We start from the raw sequence: 18,702 nt of genomic DNA on the forward strand, positions 1-18,702 counted from the left end.
AACTCTAGTCTGAAGCGTGATGGATTGCCGGGTCAAGCCCGGCAATGACGAGAGAAACCCATGTTCCTGATCGGCCAATACGACTCCCCCTTCGTCCGCCGCGTCGCGATTGCGCTGCGGCTTTACGGGCTCGCCTTCGAGCACAGGCCGTGGTCGACCTTCGGCGATGCCGACAAGATCGCAGCCTTCAATCCGCTGCGCCGTGTGCCGACGCTGGTGCTGGACGACGGCGAGGCGCTGATCGAGAGCATGTTCATCCTGGACTATCTCGACGAACTGGTGGGGCCGGAAAAGGCGATGCTGCCGCGCGGCGGCGCCGAACGGCGGAAGCACCTGCGCATCTGCGCGCTGGCCTCCGGCCTCGGCGACAAGGCGGTGAGCCTGCTCTATGAGCGCGTGCTGCGGAAGGAGCAGCTTGCATTGTGGGTCGAGCGTTGCCAGGCGCAGATTGGCGACGTGTTGAAGGCGCTGGAGGCCGAGCGGGCGAAGGTGACGACGCCATACTGGCTGGGCGACCGCATCGGCCATGCGGACATCGTCGTCGCCTGCGTGGTCCGCTTCACCCGCGAGGCGCATCCGCAGCTGTTTGACGCCACTGTCTATCCGGCGCTCGCAGCGCATGCCGAGCATTGCGAGGCGCTGGCGCCGTTCCGGGAGATCGTGCAGCCGCTGGCGCCGCCGAAGGGATGAGCGTCGGCGTCGATCCTATTTCCGCGTGCAGGGGTTGACCTCGCCCGCCGCCGTTTTCATGACGATCGGATTTGGCGACAGCCTGATGCCGAAGAACAATTGAGAGCCGGACACCTTGTCCTCCGCTCCTTCGTGGACGTCGAGGTCGAGCTTCGCCGCGATCTCGGACGTGAGCTTGGCCTTCTCCTCCATCGAAATCCTTTTGCGATATTTGATCTCGTAGACGACATCGGCTTCCAGGACGGATCGCGTCTGGCACACCACGCCGCCGCTCGAAATGTTCTGGGTGACCGCGTCCTCGCATTCGGACTTCAGCAATGCATTCCGGGTCGAGATCAGCGACTCGTCGGAAATCAGCAGAATGTTGGCGTTCTCGAGCTTGAGGTTGACCGCCTCGACCTGCTGCATCCCGGCGACGGCCGACAGCTTCTCCCTGACCTGGGCCGACACGTCGAGCTTCTTCTCGAGCGACTGCTTCAGGTCCCGGTCCACGGTCCGGGATTTCTGGATCTTGTTGACCAGCAAATCCGGATCGACGTCGCAGGTCGGATGCAGTTCCAGCCTGCCGCTGCTCAGATATTCGATCGTGTTGATCGTGCCGGGACCGCCGAACGTGCTTGGCGGCACCACCTCGAAATATCCGGTCTCGGAGAGGATGGCGGTGATCGTCTGCTTCTTTCGCGGGTATCCGGCCCAGACAGCGACCATCACCAGCGCGATCGCGACAAAGACGCCGCTACTTAGCCAAAACCACCCGCGGCCAACTACTTTCCCGGGCAGCACAACTGATTTTTCTCGCCGCATGGCACGTAGCCTTTCGGACAGTCCGCCGCGGCAATCGTGGGCAGCACGACGAGAGCGATCGCGGCGACGAACAGTGCAATGAACTGCTTCATATGTTCGATCCCAAGCAAATCGTCGGTTTGATAGTAGGCCGATAGACTAACGAACCAAGGTTGAGCGGACAAGTGATCGAGTTCACAGGTGCGCGGTTCCCGCGAGATAATAAACCCATCGCAGCGAGTTGCAGGACAGCGCCGCTTTCGCAGCGGTTGTAGCTGAAAACCGCTGTCGTGCCCCGGACGCAGAGCAGCGCTTCCCTGGCGATGCGCAGCATCGTCCAGTGCAGCGGTACGCCGCAGAGCCGGGGCCCATCTCATCGCATTCTCTCGGGTGCCGCCTTCCGGGTCGCGGCTCGCGCTTGGCGCGTCCGGGACACGAGATTGGAGCGCACAGCATCCGACGAAGTCCGACACGCGCGGCTGGCGATGATGGAATATTACAGGTGTTTTGCCCGACGGAGCAAACAAATTCGCTAAAACAGAAATTTGCCAAGCATTTCCAACCCCATCCCTACTGTGCATGGGGTTGTTTTCGACCTTTCGGTTTTTGAGCGAAGGCGGGCCTACCCCGCCCCCGCGCGCTTCTTCTGCCAGACCAGATGCACCGCGCAGGTACAGCCCGGCGGATGCGAGGCAAGGTCCTTCGACGTTTCGTCGTTCGCGGGCGTTGCCGCGAACGTCTTGTCGGCTCCCTCGCGCGACGGGATGTAGTTCAGCACCGGTGCGAGCCAGCGCTCGGTTTCGGTCACCGTCATCCCCTTGCGCGCGGCGTAGTCCTCGACTTGGTCGCGCTCGATCTTGCCGACGCCGAAATAATAGCTCTCGGGGTTCGCCAAATAGAGCCCGGATACGGAGGAGCCCGGCCACATCGCAAAGCTCTCGGTCAGCTTCACGCCGGCGGTGGCTTCGGCATCGAGCAGCTCGAACAGCGTCGCCTTCTCGGTGTGATCGGGCTGGGCGGGATAGCCGGGCGCGGGGCGGATGCCCTGGTACTTCTCCAGGATCAGCTCGTCGGTCGACAGCGCTTCGTCCGGCGCATAGGCCCAGAACTCGCGGCGCACGCGGGCATGCATGCGCTCGGCGAACGCTTCGGCGAGACGGTCGGCCAGCGCCTTGCACAGGATCGAGGAGTAGTCGTCGTTCGCCATCTTGAAGCGGTCGGCGACCGCATCCTCGCCGATCCCGGCGGTGACGACGAAGCCGCCGACATAGTCGGGAATGCCAGTGCCGGCAGGCGCGATGAAGTCGGACAGCGCCGCGTTGAAGCGGCCCTCGCGCTTCTCGAGCTGCTGGCGCAGCGTGTGCAGCGTCGCGATCGTCTTCGTGCGACTTTCGTCGGCATAGAGCACGATGTCGTCGCCTTGCGCGTTCGCCGGCCAGAAGCCGACCGTGGCGCGCGCCCGGAACCATTTCTCCCTGACGATCAGGTCGAGCATCTTTCGCGCGTCGTCATACAGCGAGCGGGCGACCTCGCCGACCTTGGCATCGTCGAGGATGGCGGGGAAGCGACCGGCGAGCTCCCAGGTCTGGAAGAACGGCGTCCAGTCGATATAGGGCACGAGCTCGGCGAGGTCGTATTCGTCGAAGCTGCGGATGCCGAGGAAGGTCGGCTTCACCGGCCTGTGCGCGGCAAAGTCGACCGGCACGCGGTTGGCGCGGGCCACATCCAGCTTCAGCCGCTTCTTGTCGGCCTGAGCGCGGAAATGCGCATCCGAGATCTTTGCGTATTCGGCACGCACGTCGGCCGCATAGGCTTCGCGCCTCTCCGGCGACAGCAGCGAAGAGGCGACGCCGACGGCGCGGCTGGCGTCGTTGACATGCACGACGGGGCCGGCGCGATAGCTCGGGTCGATCTTGACCGCGGTATGTACGCGGCTCGTCGTGGCGCCGCCAATCAGCAGCGGCAGCTTCAACCCTTCGCGCTGCAACTCGGCGGCGAAGAACGCCATCTCGTCGAGCGAGGGCGTGATCAGGCCGGACAGGCCGACGATGTCGGCCTTCTCCGCCTTGACGGTCTCGACGATCTTGGCCGCAGGCACCATCACGCCGAGGTCGATGACCTCGAAATTATTGCACTGGAGCACGATGCCGACGATGTTCTTGCCGATGTCGTGGACGTCGCCCTTGACGGTCGCGAGCACGATCTTGCCGGCCGACGACGAACCTTCGGTGCCGATGCCGTTGGCAAGGTTGCGCGCCTTCTCCTCTTCCATGAATGGCATCAGCCAGGCCACCGCCTGCTTCATCACGCGCGCCGATTTCACCACCTGCGGCAGGAACATCTTGCCGTCGCCGAAGAGATCGCCGACCACGTTCATGCCGGCCATCAGCGGACCTTCGATGACGTCGAGCGGGCGCGAGGACTCCTTGCGAGCCTCCTCGGTGTCGACTTCGATGAATTCGGTGATGCCGTGCACCAGCGAATGCGACAACCGCTTCGCCACCGGCCATTCGCGCCAGGCCAGATCGGCTTCCTTGGTCTGGGTCTTGTTGCCGCGGAATTTTTCCGCGAGCGCCAGCAGGCGCTCGGAAGCGCCGGGGTCGCGGTTGAGGACGACGTCCTCGCACACCTGGCGCAATTCGGCGTCGATATCGTCATAGACGATCATCTGCCCGGCATTGACGATGCCCATGTCCATGCCGGCCTTGATGGCGTGATACAGGAACACCGAGTGCATGGCCTCGCGCACCGGCTCGTTGCCGCGGAACGAGAACGACAGGTTGGAGACGCCGCCGGAGATATGCGCGTGCGGCAGGTTCTGGCGGATCCAGCGCGTCGCCTCGATGAAGTCGACGCCGTAATTGTTGTGCTCCTCGATGCCGGTCGCGATCGCAAAGATGTTCGGATCGAAGATGATGTCTTCCGGCGGGAAGCCGACGCGGTTGACTAGGATGTCGTAGGCGCGCTTGCAGATATCGGTTTTGCGCGCGAACGTGTCGGCTTGGCCAGCCTCGTCGAACGCCATCACCACCACGGCCGCGCCATGGCGGCGGGCGATGTTGGCCTCGTGAATGAACTTCTCCTCGCCTTCCTTCATTGAGATCGAGTTGACGACCGGCTTGCCCTGCACGCATTTCAGGCCGGCTTCGATCACCGAGAATTTCGAGGAATCGACCATCACGGGGACGCGGGCGATGTCGGGCTCGGCTGCGACGAGGTTGAGGAAGGTCACCATCGCTGCTTCGGAGTCGAGCAGGCCCTCGTCCATGTTGACGTCGATGATCTGCGCGCCATTCTCGACCTGGTCGCGCGCGACCTGCAGCGCGGCCGTGTAGTCGCCGGCCGTGATCAGCTTGCGGAAGCGCGCCGATCCCGTGACGTTGGTGCGCTCGCCGACGTTCACGAACGGGATCGCGTCCGTCAGCACGAATGGCTCGAGGCCGGACAGCCGCAGGCGCGGTTCGATCTCCGGCACGATGCGCGGCTTGTGCGGGGCCACGGCCGCGGCGATCGCGGCGATATGCTCCGGCGTGGTGCCGCAGCAGCCGCCGACGATGTTGACGAGGCCGTCACGCGCGAATTCGCCGACCAGGCGCGCCATGTATTCCGGCGTCTCGTCATACTGGCCGAATTCGTTGGGCAGGCCGGCATTCGGATAGGCGCACACCAGCGTATCGGCGACGCGGCCGATATCGGCGATATGCGCGCGCAGATCCTCCGCGCCGAGCGCGCAGTTGAAGCCGATGGTAACAGGCTTGGCGTGCCGCACCGAATGCCAGAACGCCTCCGGCATCTGCCCCGAGAGCAGGCGGCCGGATTTGTCGGTGATGGTGCCTGATACCATCACGGGCACGTCGATGCCGCGCGCCTCGGTGATCTCGGCGATCGCGTACAGTGCCGCCTTGGCGTTCAGCGTGTCGAAGATGGTCTCGACCAGTAGCAGATCGACGCCGCCGTCGAGCATGCCGTTGATCTGCTCGCCATAGGATTTGCGCAGATCGTCGAACGTGACGGCGCGGTAGCCGGGATTGGAGACGTCGGGCGAGATCGAGGCGGTGCGGTTGGTCGGGCCGATGGCGCCGGCGACGAAGCGCGGCTTGCCGTCTTCGGCCTCGACGCGCCGTGCGGCATTGCCGGCGAGGCGGGCACCTTCGCGCGCCATCTCGTAGACGATGTCGGTGAGGTCGTAATCGGCCTGCGCGATCGAGGTCGTGGAGAAGGTGTTGGTGGCGACGATGTCGGCACCGGCGCGCAAATATGCGGCGTGGATGTCCTCGATCGCCTGCGGCTGGGTCAGGATCAACAGATCGTTGTTGCCGCGCAGGTCACGATGGAAGTTCTTGAAGCGCTCGCCGCGGAAGGCGGCCTCGTCGAACTGGAGGTTCTGGATCATCGTGCCCATGGCGCCGTCGAGCACGAGAATACGCTCGCGGGCGGCATTGAGCAGGGCAGTTCGCTTGGGAGAGATGGGTACGGTCATGTTGTCTTAGGCCGCCTTCTGCGCGCTCTTGGCGCGGATGCCGAGCAAATGGCTGATCGCGAACACGAGATCGGCGCGGTTCATGGTGTAGAAATGGAAGGTGTCGACGCCGTTCTTGGCGAGCTTCTGCACCTGGCCGGCTGCGACCGTCGCGGCCACCAGCTTGCGGGTCTCGGCATCGTCATCGAGGCCCTCGAATTTGGCGGCGAACCAGTCCGGCACGCTGGTGCCGGCGCGGGTGACGAAATTGCGGGCCTGCTTGAAATTGTGCATGGGCATGATGCCCGGCACGATCGGGATGTTGATCCCCCGGGCGCGGACGCGATCGAGATAGCGGAAGTAGAGGTCGTTATCGAAGAAGACCTGCGTGATCGCGCGGGTCGCGCCGGAATCGACCTTGGCCTTCAGCGTGTCGATGTCGGCGTCGAAGTCGCGCGCTTCGGGGTGCTTCTCGGGGTAGGCCGAGACCGAGACTTCGATATCCGCATGCCGCTTCTTGATCCCAGCGACGAGATCGGCCGAGCTCTGGTAGCCGTCGGGATGGCTGGAATAGGGCGTGCCGATACCGCCGGCCGGATCGCCGCGCAACGCCACGATGTGGCGGACGCCGACCTCGTGATAGCGGTCGACGATGTCGTCGATCTCGCCGCGCGAGGCGCCGACGCAGGTCAGATGCGCGGCCGGCAGCAGCGCGGTCTCCTTCAGGATGCGTGCGATGGTGGAATGAGTGCGCTCACGGGTCGAGCCGCCGGCGCCATAGGTCACCGAGACGAATTTCGGATCGAGCGGGGCCAGCCGGTTGATGGTGTCCCAGAGATTGCGCTCCATATCTTCCGTCTTGGGCGGAAAGAACTCGAAGGAGATAGCAGGCCGCCGGACGGCAAGGTTCCCGTCTCGCCCGTCGGCGTGGGCAGGCGTCGTCGGATCGGTCATGGCACCACTCACTCCAGATTTTGGCGGCCGGCGGTCAGCGCTAATTGGGAGAGGGTAAGATAGGGCAAAGAGGGGCCTCTCGACAGCCCATCGGAGGTGGGAAATAGCCCATCTGTTGCCGATATATGCCAAATATTGCGCTGCATCCAATTCGGGTGGGAAGCCCTCCAAAAGAATAATATCTTAGAAATATCAGATGTATGCTCGAATATTTGAGGCTCGTGGGCCGGCCTCTGTTGGGTGGGCAGTATGTACGCTGTGTTATGGAGGGGCATTCTGTCCCAACATTGCGTTTCGATCAGGCTGGCGGGTTCGCGGCCGGTACACGTCAGACCTGCGTTGTCTGCCCATTGCCGCTCCGCCAGCCTCCACTACGTTAGCGCGCCATGATCCCGCTCTCAGTCCTCGACCTCTCCGTCGTCACCACAGGCACAAGACCCGCCGCGGCGCTGCGCAACAGCATCGATCTGGCGCGTCATGTCGATGGGCTCGGCTATGTCCGCTACTGGCTCGCGGAGCATCACAACCTCGCCTCCGTCGCGAGCCCCGCGCCCGACGTGATGATTGGGCAGATCGCGGCGGTGACGAAGCACCTCCGGGTCGGCTCGGGCGGGGTGATGCTGCCCAACCACGCGCCGCTGGTCGTGGCCGAGCGCTTCAAGATGCTGGAGGCGCTGTTTCCCGGCCGCATCGACCTTGGCCTCGGCCGCGCGCCCGGCACCGACGGCGCGACGGCGTATGCGCTTCGCAGCCGGCTCGACCGCCGCGAGGGCGACGATTTCCTGGAGCGGCTGCACGAGCTGATCTTGTGGCAGACCCGCGAATTCCCCGCAGGACATCCCTATCACAACGTCGTCGCGATGCCCGACGATACGCCGTTGCCGCCGATCTGGCTGCTCGGCTCCAGCGATTATTCCTCGGAATTGGCCGCCCAGGTCGGCATGGGCTTCGCCTTCGCGCATCACTTTGCTTCCCATGATGCGATCGACGCGATGGTGCATTACCGCAATCGCTTCCAGCCCTCGGCCTGGCGCGCGGCGCCACACGCGATCCTCGCCGTCGCGGTCATCACGGCTGACACCGACGAGGAGGCCGAAAAGCTCGCCACGTCCTTCGACCTTAACCGGCTGCGCCGCGACCGCGGTCAATATCTGCCGCTGCCGAGCGTCGAGGAGGCGCTGGCCTATCCTTACTCCGACTCCGACCGCACCTCGATCCTCCGCAACCGCTCGCGCCTGTTCGTCGGCAGCCCTGCGACGGTACAGAAGAAGCTTCAGCCGCTGCTCGATTCCAGCAAGCCGGATGAGCTGATGGTGATCACGGCGGTGTATGACCACGACGCGCGGAAGAAGTCGTATTCGCTGCTGGCAAAGGCGTTCGGGCTGAGAGCGACGGCGTAAACGGTATCCGGGATACGAAACTAGTCCTGCTGCGTCTCGCTGAACGTCGCGCGGAACGGGTGCGCGGGATACACGCCGACGATGCGGAATTCGCGCGAGAAGAATTTCAGTTCCTCGATCGCGAAGGCGAGCCCCTTGTCGTCGGGGTGGCCATCAACGTCGGCGTAAAACTGCGTGGCGAAGAAATTGCCGTCGACCATGTAGCTCTCGAGCTTGGTCATGTTGACGCCATTGGTGGCAAAGCCGCCGAGCGCCTTGTAGAGCGCGGCGGGAAGGTTGCGCACCCGGAAGACAAAAGTGGTGACCAGCGGGCCCGAACCTTGCGCCGCCCATTTCGGCTCACGCGCCAGCACCACGAAGCGCGTGGTGTTGTGTGCCTCGTCCTCGATGTCCTCGGCCAGGATGTCGAGGCCGTAGATCTTTGCGGCGAGGCGAGAGGCGATCGCGGCGACTGTCTTGTCGTTGCGCTCGGAGATGTCGCGGGCGCTGCCGGCGGTGTCGGCGTGCACGATCGGCTTGATGCCAAGCTTGCGGATGACGCGCCGGCACTGGCCGAGCGCATGGACATGGCTCTCGACGCTCTTGATGTCGGAAATCCTGGTCCCCTTCACCGCCATCAGTTGATGCCGGACCGGCAAGAACCATTCGCCGACGATGAAGAGGCCGGAGGCCGGCAGCAGATGGTGGATGTCGGCGACCCGGCCGGCGACCGAATTCTCGATCGGGATCATGCCGAGATCGGCCTCACCCGACGAGATCGCCGACAGCGCGTCCTCGAAGGTGGCGCAGGGCATCGGCTCGGCGTCGGGATAGGCCTCGACGATGGCGATGTGGGAATTGGCGCCAGGCTCGCCCTGGAATGCGATTTTCAGCTTGCTCATGACGGGCCTTGTAACAGCGGCTCAGGATTTGGAAAGGATGCTGCGGGCGGTCTCGAGGTCCGCCGGGGTGTCGACCCCGCGGGGCACGGTGTCGACGATGGTGAAGTCGATCCGCATGCCGGCCTCCAGCGCCCGGAGTTGCTCGAGCTTTTCCTGCAATTCCAGCGGCGAGGGCGGAAGCCGGACGTAGCGCTCCAGCGCGGCGCGGCGATAGGCGTAGAGGCCGATATGGTGGTAACGCGGTCCGTCGCCGGTCGGGGCGGTCGCGCGGGTGAAATAAAGTGCGCGCATCCGCCGGCCGCCCACCGAGGTCCCCACCGCTTTCACGACGCTCGGCGCGAGGTCCTCCTCCTCGGTATGGATCTGCGAGGCCAGCGTCGCGATGTCCACAGCCGGATCGTCCAGCGGCGGCAGCACCTCGCGGATATTGTCGATCGTGATGGTCGGGAAATCTCCCTGGAGATTGACCACGATCTCGGCCTTGCCCGAGGGGTCCAGCTTCTGCATCGCCTCGTGGATGCGGTCGGAGCCGGAGGGGTGGTCGGAGCGGGTCATCACGGCCTCGCCGCCATGGGCTGATACGACAGACGCGATCTCGGCCGTGTCGGTCGCCACCGCCACCCGGCCGATGCCGGCGGCCTCGGCTTGCCGCATCACATGCACGATCATGGGCAGGCCGGCGATGTCGGCGAGCGGCTTGCCGGGCAGACGGGTGGCTGCCATGCGGGCCGGGATCAGCACCAGGATGCGAGGGTCGGTCATTGATTCAAAGGCTTGAGTTCAAGGGCCCGGAAATGGGACGTTTTCCGCTCCGAGAAATGGAATGGGGATGGCCTGAAAGCCGGGTCGCTTATACGGGTTGCCAGACCCCGGGCAAACCGATATCTCAATGGCAAAACTCGGGGAAACAATAAGGAACGTTTGATTCTCCCGAGGCTCGTCCTGGCGGCCGTTTGGGCCGCTGCTTCCTTCTTGCGGTGTGGGGCCTGGCCGGAAATGGACTCTTTCGAACTCAACAAGATTCTCGGTGCCGTGCTCGGCACCTGTCTCATCCTGCTGGTGACGAGCTTCACCGCCAATGCGCTGTTCTCGCCCAAGCTGCCGGAAAAGCCGGGCTTCGAGATCGCCGTGAAGGAAGATGCCGGCCACGGCAAGGAAGGCGGCGCTGCCGCAGCAGCCCCCGAACCGATCGAAAAGCTGCTCCAGACCGCCTCCGTCGAGAAGGGCGCTGCCGCTGCCAAGAAGTGCGGCGCGTGCCACACCTTCGAGAAGGGCGGCCCGAATCGCGTCGGTCCGAACCTCTTTGGCGTCGTCGGCGACCATGTCGGCGAGGGCCGCGGCGGCTTCAACTTCTCGGCTGCGATGAAGGCCAAGGGCGGCACTTGGGACTTCGACGCACTCAACAAGTTCATTGCCAATCCCAAGGCCGCCGTCCCCGGCACAGCGATGGGTTTTGCCGGCATTCCGAAGGACAGCGAGCGCGCCGACGTCATCGCTTACCTGAACAGCCTCTCCGACAGCCCGAAGCCGCTGCCGACGGCGTCGAAGTAGGGCCTCAAAAATCGATCTTGGAATATGCGGCCAGGCTGAAAAGCCTGGCCGTTTCCGTATCTGGGCCTCGCGGTGAGTTTATCGGGGCGTTTGGCCGCATCGGACAGGCCGTCCGGGCTTCCAAGATGAGGAAAAAGCAACATATTCGGTCGAAACCTCGCCTATATTGAGCCCTTAAAGGGGTAACCTCCTTCAAGACCAGGGATGTTGATTTGGCCATAACCCGACGCGATCTCCTGCTCACCGGCACTGCTGCCGTAGCGCTCCCCGCTTTTGGTTCCCTCGCGGGCGTCCCCGTCATCGGCGCCGCTCATGCTGAATCTGCCGGCGAGGCGGCTTCAAATGCGCTGCCTTGGCGCCATGCGTTGTCGCTGTTCGGAAAGGTCAAGTACCCAGCCGACTTCAAACGCTTCGACTACGTCAATCCGGACGCGCCAAAGGCGGTGTCGCGCGCCAGATCGCGGTCGGCACCTTCGACAATTTCAACATCGTGGTCTCGGGGGTGAAGGGGCAGGTCGCCGGCGCCGTCGCATTCATCTACGAATCCCTCCTGACGCCCGCGCTCGACGAAGTCTCGACCGAGTACGGCGCGCTGGCCGAAGCCGTCAGCCACCCGGACGATTTCTCCTACGTCTCATATCGCTTACGGCCGCAGGCCAAATGGCACGACGGCAAGCCTGTCACCGCGGACGACGTGATCTTCTCGCTGGATTCCTTCAAGAAGCATCACCCGATGTATTCGGCCTATTACAGCCATGTGGTGAAAGCCGAGAAGGTCGGTGAGCGCGAGGTGAAGTTCGTGTTCGACGCGCCCGGCAACCGCGAATTGCCGCAGATCGTTGGGCAGCTCACGGTCTTGCCGAAGCATTGGTGGGAGGGGACGGACGCGCAAGGCCGCAAGCGCGATGTCTCCGCCACCACGCTCGAAGTGCCGCTTGGTTCCGGCCCCTACAAGGTGAAGGAGTTCGTTGCCGGGCGGTCGATGACGCTGGAGCGCGTCAAGGACTATTGGGGGCGCGATTTCGCCGCCAACGTGGGCCGCAATAATTTCGACGAGATGCGCTACGAATATTTCCGCGACGCCACCGTGGCGATCGAGGCCTTCAAGGCCGATCAGGTCGATTGGCGCACCGAGAACAGTGCGAAGAGCTGGGCGACGGCCTACGACTTCCCGGCCGTGACGGAAAAGCGCGTGATCCTCGAGGAGTTCGCCAATCGCAGCTCGGGCGTGATGCAAGCCTTCGTGCCGAACCTGCGCCGCGCCAAGTTCAGCGATCCCCGCGTACGACGTGCGCTCAACTACGCGTTCGACTTCGAGGAGATGAACAAGCAGATCTTCTACGGTCAGTACAAGCGCGTCAGCAGCTATTTCGATGGCATCGACGAACTGATGGCAACCGGGGTGCCGCAGGGCAAGGAACTCGATATCCTCGAGACCGTCCGCGCCGAAGTCCCGCCCGAAGTCTTCACGACGGCCTACACCAATCCGGTCGGCGGCAGTCCGGAAGCGGTGCGCGACAATCTGCGCGAGGCGCTGCGCCTGTTCAAGGAGGCCGGCTACGAGGTGCGCGACCGCAAGCTGGTCGACGTCAAGACCGGTGCGCAGTTCACCATGGAGCTGCTGAACCAGGATCCGAGCTTCGAGCGGGTCACACTGTTCTACAAGCCGTCGCTGGAGCGGCTCGGCATCGCCGTGAGCGTGCGGACGGTCGATCCGACCCAATACGAGAACCGGACGCGCGAATGGGATTTCGACGTCGTCACCAACTCCTGGGGCGAGTCGCAGTCGCCAGGCAACGAGCAACGCGAGTTCTGGTCGTCCAAGACCGCCGATATTCCCGGATCGCGCAACATCAGCGGCATCAAGAACCCTGCGATCGACAAGCTGATCGAGCGGGTGATCTACGCCAGGGATCGCGACGATCTCGTCGCCGCAACCAAGGCGCTCGACCGCGTGCTGCTGTGGAATCACTACGTCATTCCGCAGTGGACCTATTCGAAGGTGCGCACCGCGCGCTGGGATCGTTTCGGTCGGCCGGCGGAATTGCCCAGATACGGTCAGTCCGGCTTCCCGTTCGTGTGGTGGTACGACGCAGACAAGGCGGCGCGGATCGCAAAGAAGTCGTGAAGGACGTTGCCTGGATGACGCAGATGTCACGCCGCCATGTGCTGGCCTTGGGTGCCGGCGGCGCCTTCGGGGTGTCACTCGGCGCACCGCTGTCGCGCGGTGCGCAGGCTTCGGAAGGGGGAGGCGAGGCGCACGGCATCTCGGCGTTCGGCGATCTCAAGTACCCCGCCGACTTTCATCATTTCGAGTACGTCAATCTCGATGCACCGAAGGGAGGCATGTTCTCCCTCATTCCGTCGGTGCGCGCCTACAATCAGTCCTACCAGACCTTCAACTCGCTCAATGCCTACATCCTGAAGGGCGACGGCGCGCAGGGCATGGACATGACGTTTGTGCCGCTGATGGTGCGCGCAAACGACGAGCCTGACGCAATGTACGGGCTTGCCGCCAGATCCGTGCAGATATCGCCGGACAGGCTGGTCTATCGCTTCACGATGCGGCCCGAGGCGAAATTCCACGACGGCACGAAGCTCACCGCGCACGACGCGGCGTTCTCGTTGACGTCGCTGAAGACCAAGGGCCATCCGCTGATCATCGTGCAGATGCGCGACTTCGTCAGCGCAGAAGCTCTCGACGATGCCACGCTGGTCGTCACCTTCGCCAAGGGACGGGCGCGCGACGTGCCGCTCTATGTCGCGAGCCTGCCGATCTTCTCCAACGCCTATTACGCGTCTCGCCCGTTCGACGAATCGTCCCTGGAGATTCCGCTCGGCTCGGGTCCGTACAAGGTCGGCAAGTTCGAGGTCAATCGCTACGTCGAGTTCGAACGGGTGAAGGACTGGTGGGCTGCCGATCTTCCGGTGTGCCGCGGCAGCTACAATTTCGATATCGTGCGCTACGAATTCTATCGCGACCGCGACGTCGCCTTCGAAGGCTTCACCGGCAAGAACTATCTTTATCGCGAGGAGTTCACCTCGCGCATCTGGGCGACGCGCTACGACTTTCCTGCCGTGAAGGACGGTCGCGTCAAGATGGAGGTCGTGCCCGACGATACGCCGTCCGGTGCGCAAGGCTGGTTCATCAACACGCGGCGTGACAAGTTCAAAGACCCTCGCGTGCGCGAGGCCTTGATCAATGCCTTCGACTTCGAATGGACCAACAAGACCATCATGTACGGGGCCTATGCCCGCACCGTATCGCCGTTCCAGAATTCGGACCTCATGGCAGGCGATGCGGCCCCTTCGTCCGAGGAACTGAAGCTGCTGGAGCCGTTCCGCGGTCAGGTCCCGGACGAAGTGTTCGCGGCGCCGTTTACGCCGCCGGTCTCGGACGGCTCCGGGCAAGACCGAAGCCTGCTCCGCAAGGCGCAACAACTGCTGACCGAGGCCGGCGTGCCCATCAAGGATGGCAAGCGGGTGCTGCCGAATGGCGAGGTGTTCAGGATCGAGTTCCTGCTAGACGAGCCTTCGTTCCAGCCGCATCACGCGCCCTACATCAAGAACCTCGGTACGCTCGGCATCGAAGCGAGCGTGCGTCTCGTCGATGCCGTGCAATACAAGGTGCGCCAGGAAGATTTCGACTTCGACATGACGATCCAGCGCTTCAGCATGTCGGCGACGCCGGGCGATGCCATGCGCTCGTTCTTTTCCTCCCAGGTCGCGGCAACCAAGGGCTCATACAATCTCGCGGGCATCGCCAGCCCGGCTATCGACGCCATGATCGAGAAGATCATGGCGGCCGACAGCCGCGAGGAGTTGACCATCGCCTGCCGCGCCTTCGATCGTCTGTTCCGCGCCGGCCGCTATTGGGTGCCGCAATGGTATAACAAGACGCACCGGCTGGCTTATTGGGACCAGTTCGGCCACCCGCAGACGCTGCCGCGCTACGCCAACGGCGTCGGTGCTCCCGATATCTGGTGGCATGATGGCGCGAAGGCAGCCAAGCTCGAGCAGGCGAAATAATCATGAGTGCCTATATCGCCCGCCGCATCCTCCTGATGATCCCGACCCTGCTCGGGATTCTCTTTGTCTCCTTCATCGTCGTGCAGTTCGCGCCGGGCGGCCCGGTCGAGCGCGTGATCGCGCAGCTTTCAGGCGCCGACACCGGTGGCACCTCGCGCATTTCGGGCGGTAGCGATTTTGCGCAGCGCGCGCCGGGACAGGTAGGCGCCGGCGCGGATGCGATCAACTCGAAATATCGGGGTGCGCAGGGCCTCGACCCCGATTTCATCAAGAAGCTCGAGGTGCAGTTCGGCTTCGACAAGCCTGCGCCGGAACGCTTCGCACTGATGGTATGGAATTTTGCCCGCTTCGACTTCGGCAAGAGCTATTTTCGTGACGTCAGCGTACTCCAGCTCGTCAAGGAAAAGCTTCCGGTCTCGATCTCGCTCGGCATCTGGCTGACGCTGCTGACCTATTTGATCTCGATTCCACTCGGCATCCGCAAGGCGGTCAAGGACGGGACGCGCTTCGACACCTGGACGTCGAGCGTGCTCGTGCTCGGCTATGCCATTCCCGGCTTCCTGTTCGCGATCCTCCTGATCATCCTGTTTGCCGGGGGCTCGTTCTTCAACTGGTTCCCGCTGCGCGGCCTGACGTCGGACGGCTGGTCGGAGTTTCCCTGGTACTGGAAGATCATCGACTACTTCTGGCATTTGACGTTGCCGCTGATCGCCATGGGGCTCGGCGCGTTCACCACCATGACGTTCCTGACCAAGAACTCGTTTCTGGACGAGATCCGCAAGCAATATGTGATGACCGCGCGCGCGAAGGGCTGCAGCGAGAACCGGGTGCTCTATGGCCACGTCTTCCGCAACGCGATGCTGATCGTGATCGCAGGCTTTCCCAGCACCTTCATTCACGCTTTCTTCTCGGGCTCGCTTCTGATCGAGACCATCTTTTCACTGGACGGGTTGGGATTGCTCAGCTTCGAAAGCGTTCTCAACCGCGACTACCCCGTGGTGTTCGGCACGCTCTTCATCTTTTCGCTCGTCGGCCTCGTGGTCAACTTGATCTCGGATCTGACCTACATGTGGATCGATCCGCGGATCGATTTCGAGGCGCGGGAGGTCTGATGACGCTGACCGTCCCCACCCCGATCGAGACCACCGCGAAGTCGCCGCTCGGCGACGCCGTGCCGATCACGCGCAAGCCGTTCGTGCCATCGCCGCTCAACAGGCGCCGCTGGCAGAATTTTAAGGCGAACCGGCGCGGCTACTGGTCGCTCTGGATCTTCATGTTCCTTTTCGTGGCCTCGCTGTTCGCCGAACTGATCGCCAACGACCGGCCATTCCTGGTCAAGTTTGACGGTCACCTCTACTGGCCGGCCTTCGTGACTTACTCCGAGACTACCTTCGGCGGCGATTTCGAAACCGCGGCCGACTATCGTGATCCCTATCTGCAGAAGCTGATCAAGGAGAAGGGCGGCAGCATCGTCTGGCCGCTGATCCGCTACTCCTACGACACCCATAATCTCGATCTGCCGACGCCAGCGCCGTCGCCGCCGACCTGGATGCTGACCGAAGCGCAGTGCAAGCCGGTGGTCGAGAAGAAGGGCCTCAGGAGCTGCCGCGACCTCGAATACAACTGGCTCGGGACCGACGATCAGGGCCGCGACGTGATCGCGCGCCTGATCTATGGTTTCCGTATCTCGGTGCTGTTCGGCCTCTGCCTGACCATCGTCTCCTCCGTCGTCGGCATCGCCGCCGGCGCGGTGCAAGGCTATTTCGGCGGCTGGATCGACCTGCTGTTCCAGCGCTTCATCGAGATATGGACTGCGATCCCTTCGCTCTATCTGCTGCTGATCCTGTCGTCGGTGCTCGTGCCCGGCTTCTTCGTGCTTCTCGGCATCCTGCTGTTGTTCTCCTGGGTGTCGCTGGTCGGACTCGTGCGCGCGGAATTTCTGCGAGGGCGCAATTTCGAGTACATCCAGGCGGCGCGGGCACTCGGCGTGTCAAATGCCGTGATCATGTTCAAGCATTTGCTGCCGAACGCCATGGTCGCGACGATGACGTTCCTGCCGTTCATCGTCTCCTCGTCGGTCATGACGCTGACGGCGCTCGACTTCCTTGGCTTCGGGCTGCCGCCCGGCTCGCCGTCGCTCGGCGAGCTGCTGGCGCAGGGCAAGTCCAACGTGCAGGCGCCCTGGCTCGGTTTTTCCGGCTTCTTCTCGATCGCGATCATGCTGTCGCTTTTGATCTTCATCGGCGAAGCCGTGCGCGACGCCTTCGATCCGCGCAAGACCTTCAGGTAGACGATGGACGCGATCAACCAGCCGTTGCTTAGCGTGCGCGACCTCTCGGTGGCCTTCCACCAGGGCGGCGCCACGACGCTTGCGGTCGACAAGGTCTCGTTCCAGATCAAGCGCGGCGAGTGCCTGGCGCTGGTCGGCGAATCCGGGTCCGGCAAGTCGGTCAGCGCGCTTTCGATCCTGAAGCTGCTGCCCTATCCGAACGCGTCGCATCCCTCGGGCAGCATCCGCTTCAAGGGACACGAGCTGATCGACCAGTCGGAGCAACAGATGCGGGAGATTCGCGGTAGCGACATCTCCATCATTTTCCAGGAGCCGATGACCTCGCTCAATCCGCTGCACACGATCGAGGCGCAGATCGGCGAGATCATCCAGCTGCACAATCCGACCAGCAATGCGCAGGCGCGCCAGCGCACGCTGGAGCTGCTGACGCAGGTTGGCATTCCCGAGCCCGAGACGCGGCTCAAGAGCTATCCGCACCAGCTTTCCGGCGGCCAGCGCCAGCGCGTGATGATCGCGATGGCGCTCGCCAACGAGCCGGACCTGCTGATCGCGGACGAGCCGACCACCGCGCTCGACGTCACCGTGCAGGCGCAGATCCTGGCGCTGCTTGCCGACATCCGCGCGCGGCTCGGCATGAGCCTGCTGTTCATCACCCACGACCTCGGCATCGTGCGCCGCATCGCCGACCAGGTCTGTGTCATGAAGGGGGGCGAGATCGTCGAGCAGGGACCGGTCGAGCAGGTCTTCAAGACTCCGAAACATCCCTACACGCAGGACCTGCTGGCGGCGGAGCCGAAGCCGGATCCAGCGCCGCCGCAGCCGGACGCGCCCGTGGTGATGTCGGCCGAGGATCTGAAGGTATGGTTTCCGATCAAGCGCGGCCTGATGCGCAAGACGGTGGGTCACATCAAGGCGGTCGACGGCGTCAGCCTCGCCGTACGCAAGGGCGAGACACTCGGTGTCGTCGGTGAATCCGGTTCGGGCAAGACGACGCTGGGGCTCGCATTGCTGCGGCTGATCTCCTCGGACGGACGCATCGTGTTCCTGGGCAAGGACATCCAGGGCCTGCGCTTCAAGGAGATGCGGCCTTTCCGGCGCGACATGCAGATCGTGTTCCAGGATCCGTTCGGTTCGCTCAGCCCACGCATGTCGATCGCAGACATCATCGCCGAGGGGCTCTCCGTGCACCAGCCAAAGCTGTCGCGCGAGGAGCGCGAGGCGCGCGTCGTCAAGGCGCTCGAGGATGTCGGGATGAAGCCGGACACCCGCTACCGCTATCCGCACGAGTTCTCAGGCGGGCAGCGCCAGCGCATCAGCATCGCGCGGGCGGTGGTGCTGGAGCCGGATTTCGTCGTGCTGGACGAGCCGACCAGCGCGCTCGACATGTTGTTCCAGGCGCAGATGGTGGACCTGTTGCGCGAGCTCCAGCGCAAGCGCGAGCTCACCTACATGTTCATCTCACACGATCTGCGCGTCGTGGCCTCGCTTGCGAGCCATCTCATCGTGATGCGCGGCGGCAAGGTGGTCGAGGAAGGCCAGGCGGCCGAGCTGTTCAAGAACCCCAAGACCGATTACACGCGCGCGCTGTTTGCGGCGGCGTTCCGGCTGGAGACGGCTGGCAACGGGTCGGTCGCGACCTGATCTTGCGTGACCGCGATCACGGCG

13 protein-coding genes and 1 pseudogene are annotated in these 18,702 nt (G+C 63.6%); 8 read left to right on the top strand and 6 right to left on the bottom strand.

The window, feature by feature from the left end:
* Positions 1-60 precede the first annotated feature (60 nt).
* Positions 61-690, top strand: coding sequence for a glutathione S-transferase family protein (locus WHZ77_RS04120; RefSeq protein ID WP_375312518.1), 630 nt, complete (start codon positions 61-63; stop codon positions 688-690).
* Between the two features lie 15 nt (positions 691-705).
* Here the strand turns inward: WHZ77_RS04120 and WHZ77_RS04125 are convergent, their stop codons facing one another.
* The 4 genes from WHZ77_RS04125 to metF form a co-directional block, all read right to left on the bottom strand.
* Positions 706-1,494 (bottom strand): hypothetical protein, encoded by a 789-nt coding sequence (locus tag WHZ77_RS04125; RefSeq protein WP_375312519.1) that lies wholly within the window; start codon positions 1,492-1,494, stop codon positions 706-708.
* Positions 1,455-1,850 carry a hypothetical protein gene (locus WHZ77_RS04130; protein WP_375312520.1) on the bottom strand — a complete coding sequence of 132 codons (396 nt, stop codon included), beginning with the start codon at positions 1,848-1,850 and terminating at the stop codon, positions 1,455-1,457. Before WHZ77_RS04130 ends, WHZ77_RS04125 begins: the two co-directional genes overlap by 40 nt.
* A gap of 245 nt (positions 1,851-2,095) precedes the next feature.
* Positions 2,096-5,953 (bottom strand): methionine synthase, encoded by a 3,858-nt coding sequence (gene metH / locus WHZ77_RS04135; protein ID WP_375312521.1) that lies wholly within the window; start codon positions 5,951-5,953, stop codon positions 2,096-2,098.
* 6 nt (positions 5,954-5,959) lie between these two features.
* A complete protein-coding gene (gene metF / locus WHZ77_RS04140; protein WP_375312522.1) occupies positions 5,960-6,886 on the bottom strand; it encodes a methylenetetrahydrofolate reductase [NAD(P)H] in 927 nt (308 codons plus the stop codon).
* A gap of 386 nt (positions 6,887-7,272) precedes the next feature.
* Between metF and WHZ77_RS04145 the strand changes: the two genes are divergently transcribed.
* Positions 7,273-8,286 (top strand): LLM class flavin-dependent oxidoreductase, encoded by a 1,014-nt coding sequence (locus WHZ77_RS04145; protein WP_375312523.1) that lies wholly within the window; start codon positions 7,273-7,275, stop codon positions 8,284-8,286.
* Between the two features lie 20 nt (positions 8,287-8,306).
* On the opposite strand, the gene WHZ77_RS04150 is transcribed toward WHZ77_RS04145, so the two are convergent.
* Together WHZ77_RS04150 and WHZ77_RS04155 are read right to left on the bottom strand one after the other, a co-directional pair.
* The gene (locus tag WHZ77_RS04150; protein ID WP_375312524.1) at positions 8,307-9,167 is read right to left on the bottom strand and encodes a prephenate dehydratase; all 861 of its coding nucleotides are present in this window, start codon (positions 9,165-9,167) and stop codon (positions 8,307-8,309) included.
* A gap of 21 nt (positions 9,168-9,188) precedes the next feature.
* Complete coding sequence (locus WHZ77_RS04155) at positions 9,189-9,929, bottom strand: 3-deoxy-manno-octulosonate cytidylyltransferase (RefSeq protein WP_375312525.1); 741 nt, start codon at positions 9,927-9,929, stop codon at positions 9,189-9,191.
* A 234-nt stretch (positions 9,930-10,163) separates the two neighbouring features.
* On the opposite strand from WHZ77_RS04155, the gene WHZ77_RS04160 reads away from it, so the two are divergent.
* The 6 genes and pseudogenes from WHZ77_RS04160 (at position 10,164) to WHZ77_RS04185 (ending at position 18,678) form a co-directional block, all read left to right on the top strand.
* Entirely contained in the window at positions 10,164-10,718 is a 555-nt protein-coding gene (locus WHZ77_RS04160) for a c-type cytochrome (protein ID WP_375312526.1), read from the top strand.
* Between the two features lie 212 nt (positions 10,719-10,930).
* Positions 10,931-12,846, top strand: a pseudogene (locus WHZ77_RS04165) (extracellular solute-binding protein).
* A gap of 14 nt (positions 12,847-12,860) precedes the next feature.
* Positions 12,861-14,747: an extracellular solute-binding protein gene (locus WHZ77_RS04170; RefSeq protein WP_375312527.1), complete on the top strand. Its 1,887-nt coding sequence runs from the start codon at positions 12,861-12,863 to the stop codon at positions 14,745-14,747.
* A 2-nt stretch (positions 14,748-14,749) separates the two neighbouring features.
* Positions 14,750-15,859, top strand: a complete 1,110-nt coding sequence (locus WHZ77_RS04175) for a microcin C ABC transporter permease YejB (RefSeq protein ID WP_375312528.1) — start codon at positions 14,750-14,752, stop codon at positions 15,857-15,859.
* On the top strand, positions 15,859-17,037 hold the full coding sequence (locus WHZ77_RS04180; protein ID WP_375312529.1) for an ABC transporter permease: 1,179 nt from the start codon (positions 15,859-15,861) through the stop codon (positions 17,035-17,037). The genes WHZ77_RS04175 and WHZ77_RS04180 overlap by 1 nt, the downstream gene beginning before the upstream one ends.
* A gap of 3 nt (positions 17,038-17,040) precedes the next feature.
* On the top strand, positions 17,041-18,678 hold the full coding sequence (locus tag WHZ77_RS04185) for an ABC transporter ATP-binding protein (RefSeq protein ID WP_375312530.1): 1,638 nt from the start codon (positions 17,041-17,043) through the stop codon (positions 18,676-18,678).
* The last annotated feature ends 24 nt before the right edge of the window (positions 18,679-18,702 follow it).

The sequence above is a fragment of the Bradyrhizobium sp. A5 genome, from assembly GCF_042076515.1.
Lineage (GTDB): Bacteria > Pseudomonadota > Alphaproteobacteria > Rhizobiales > Xanthobacteraceae > Bradyrhizobium > Bradyrhizobium cosmicum.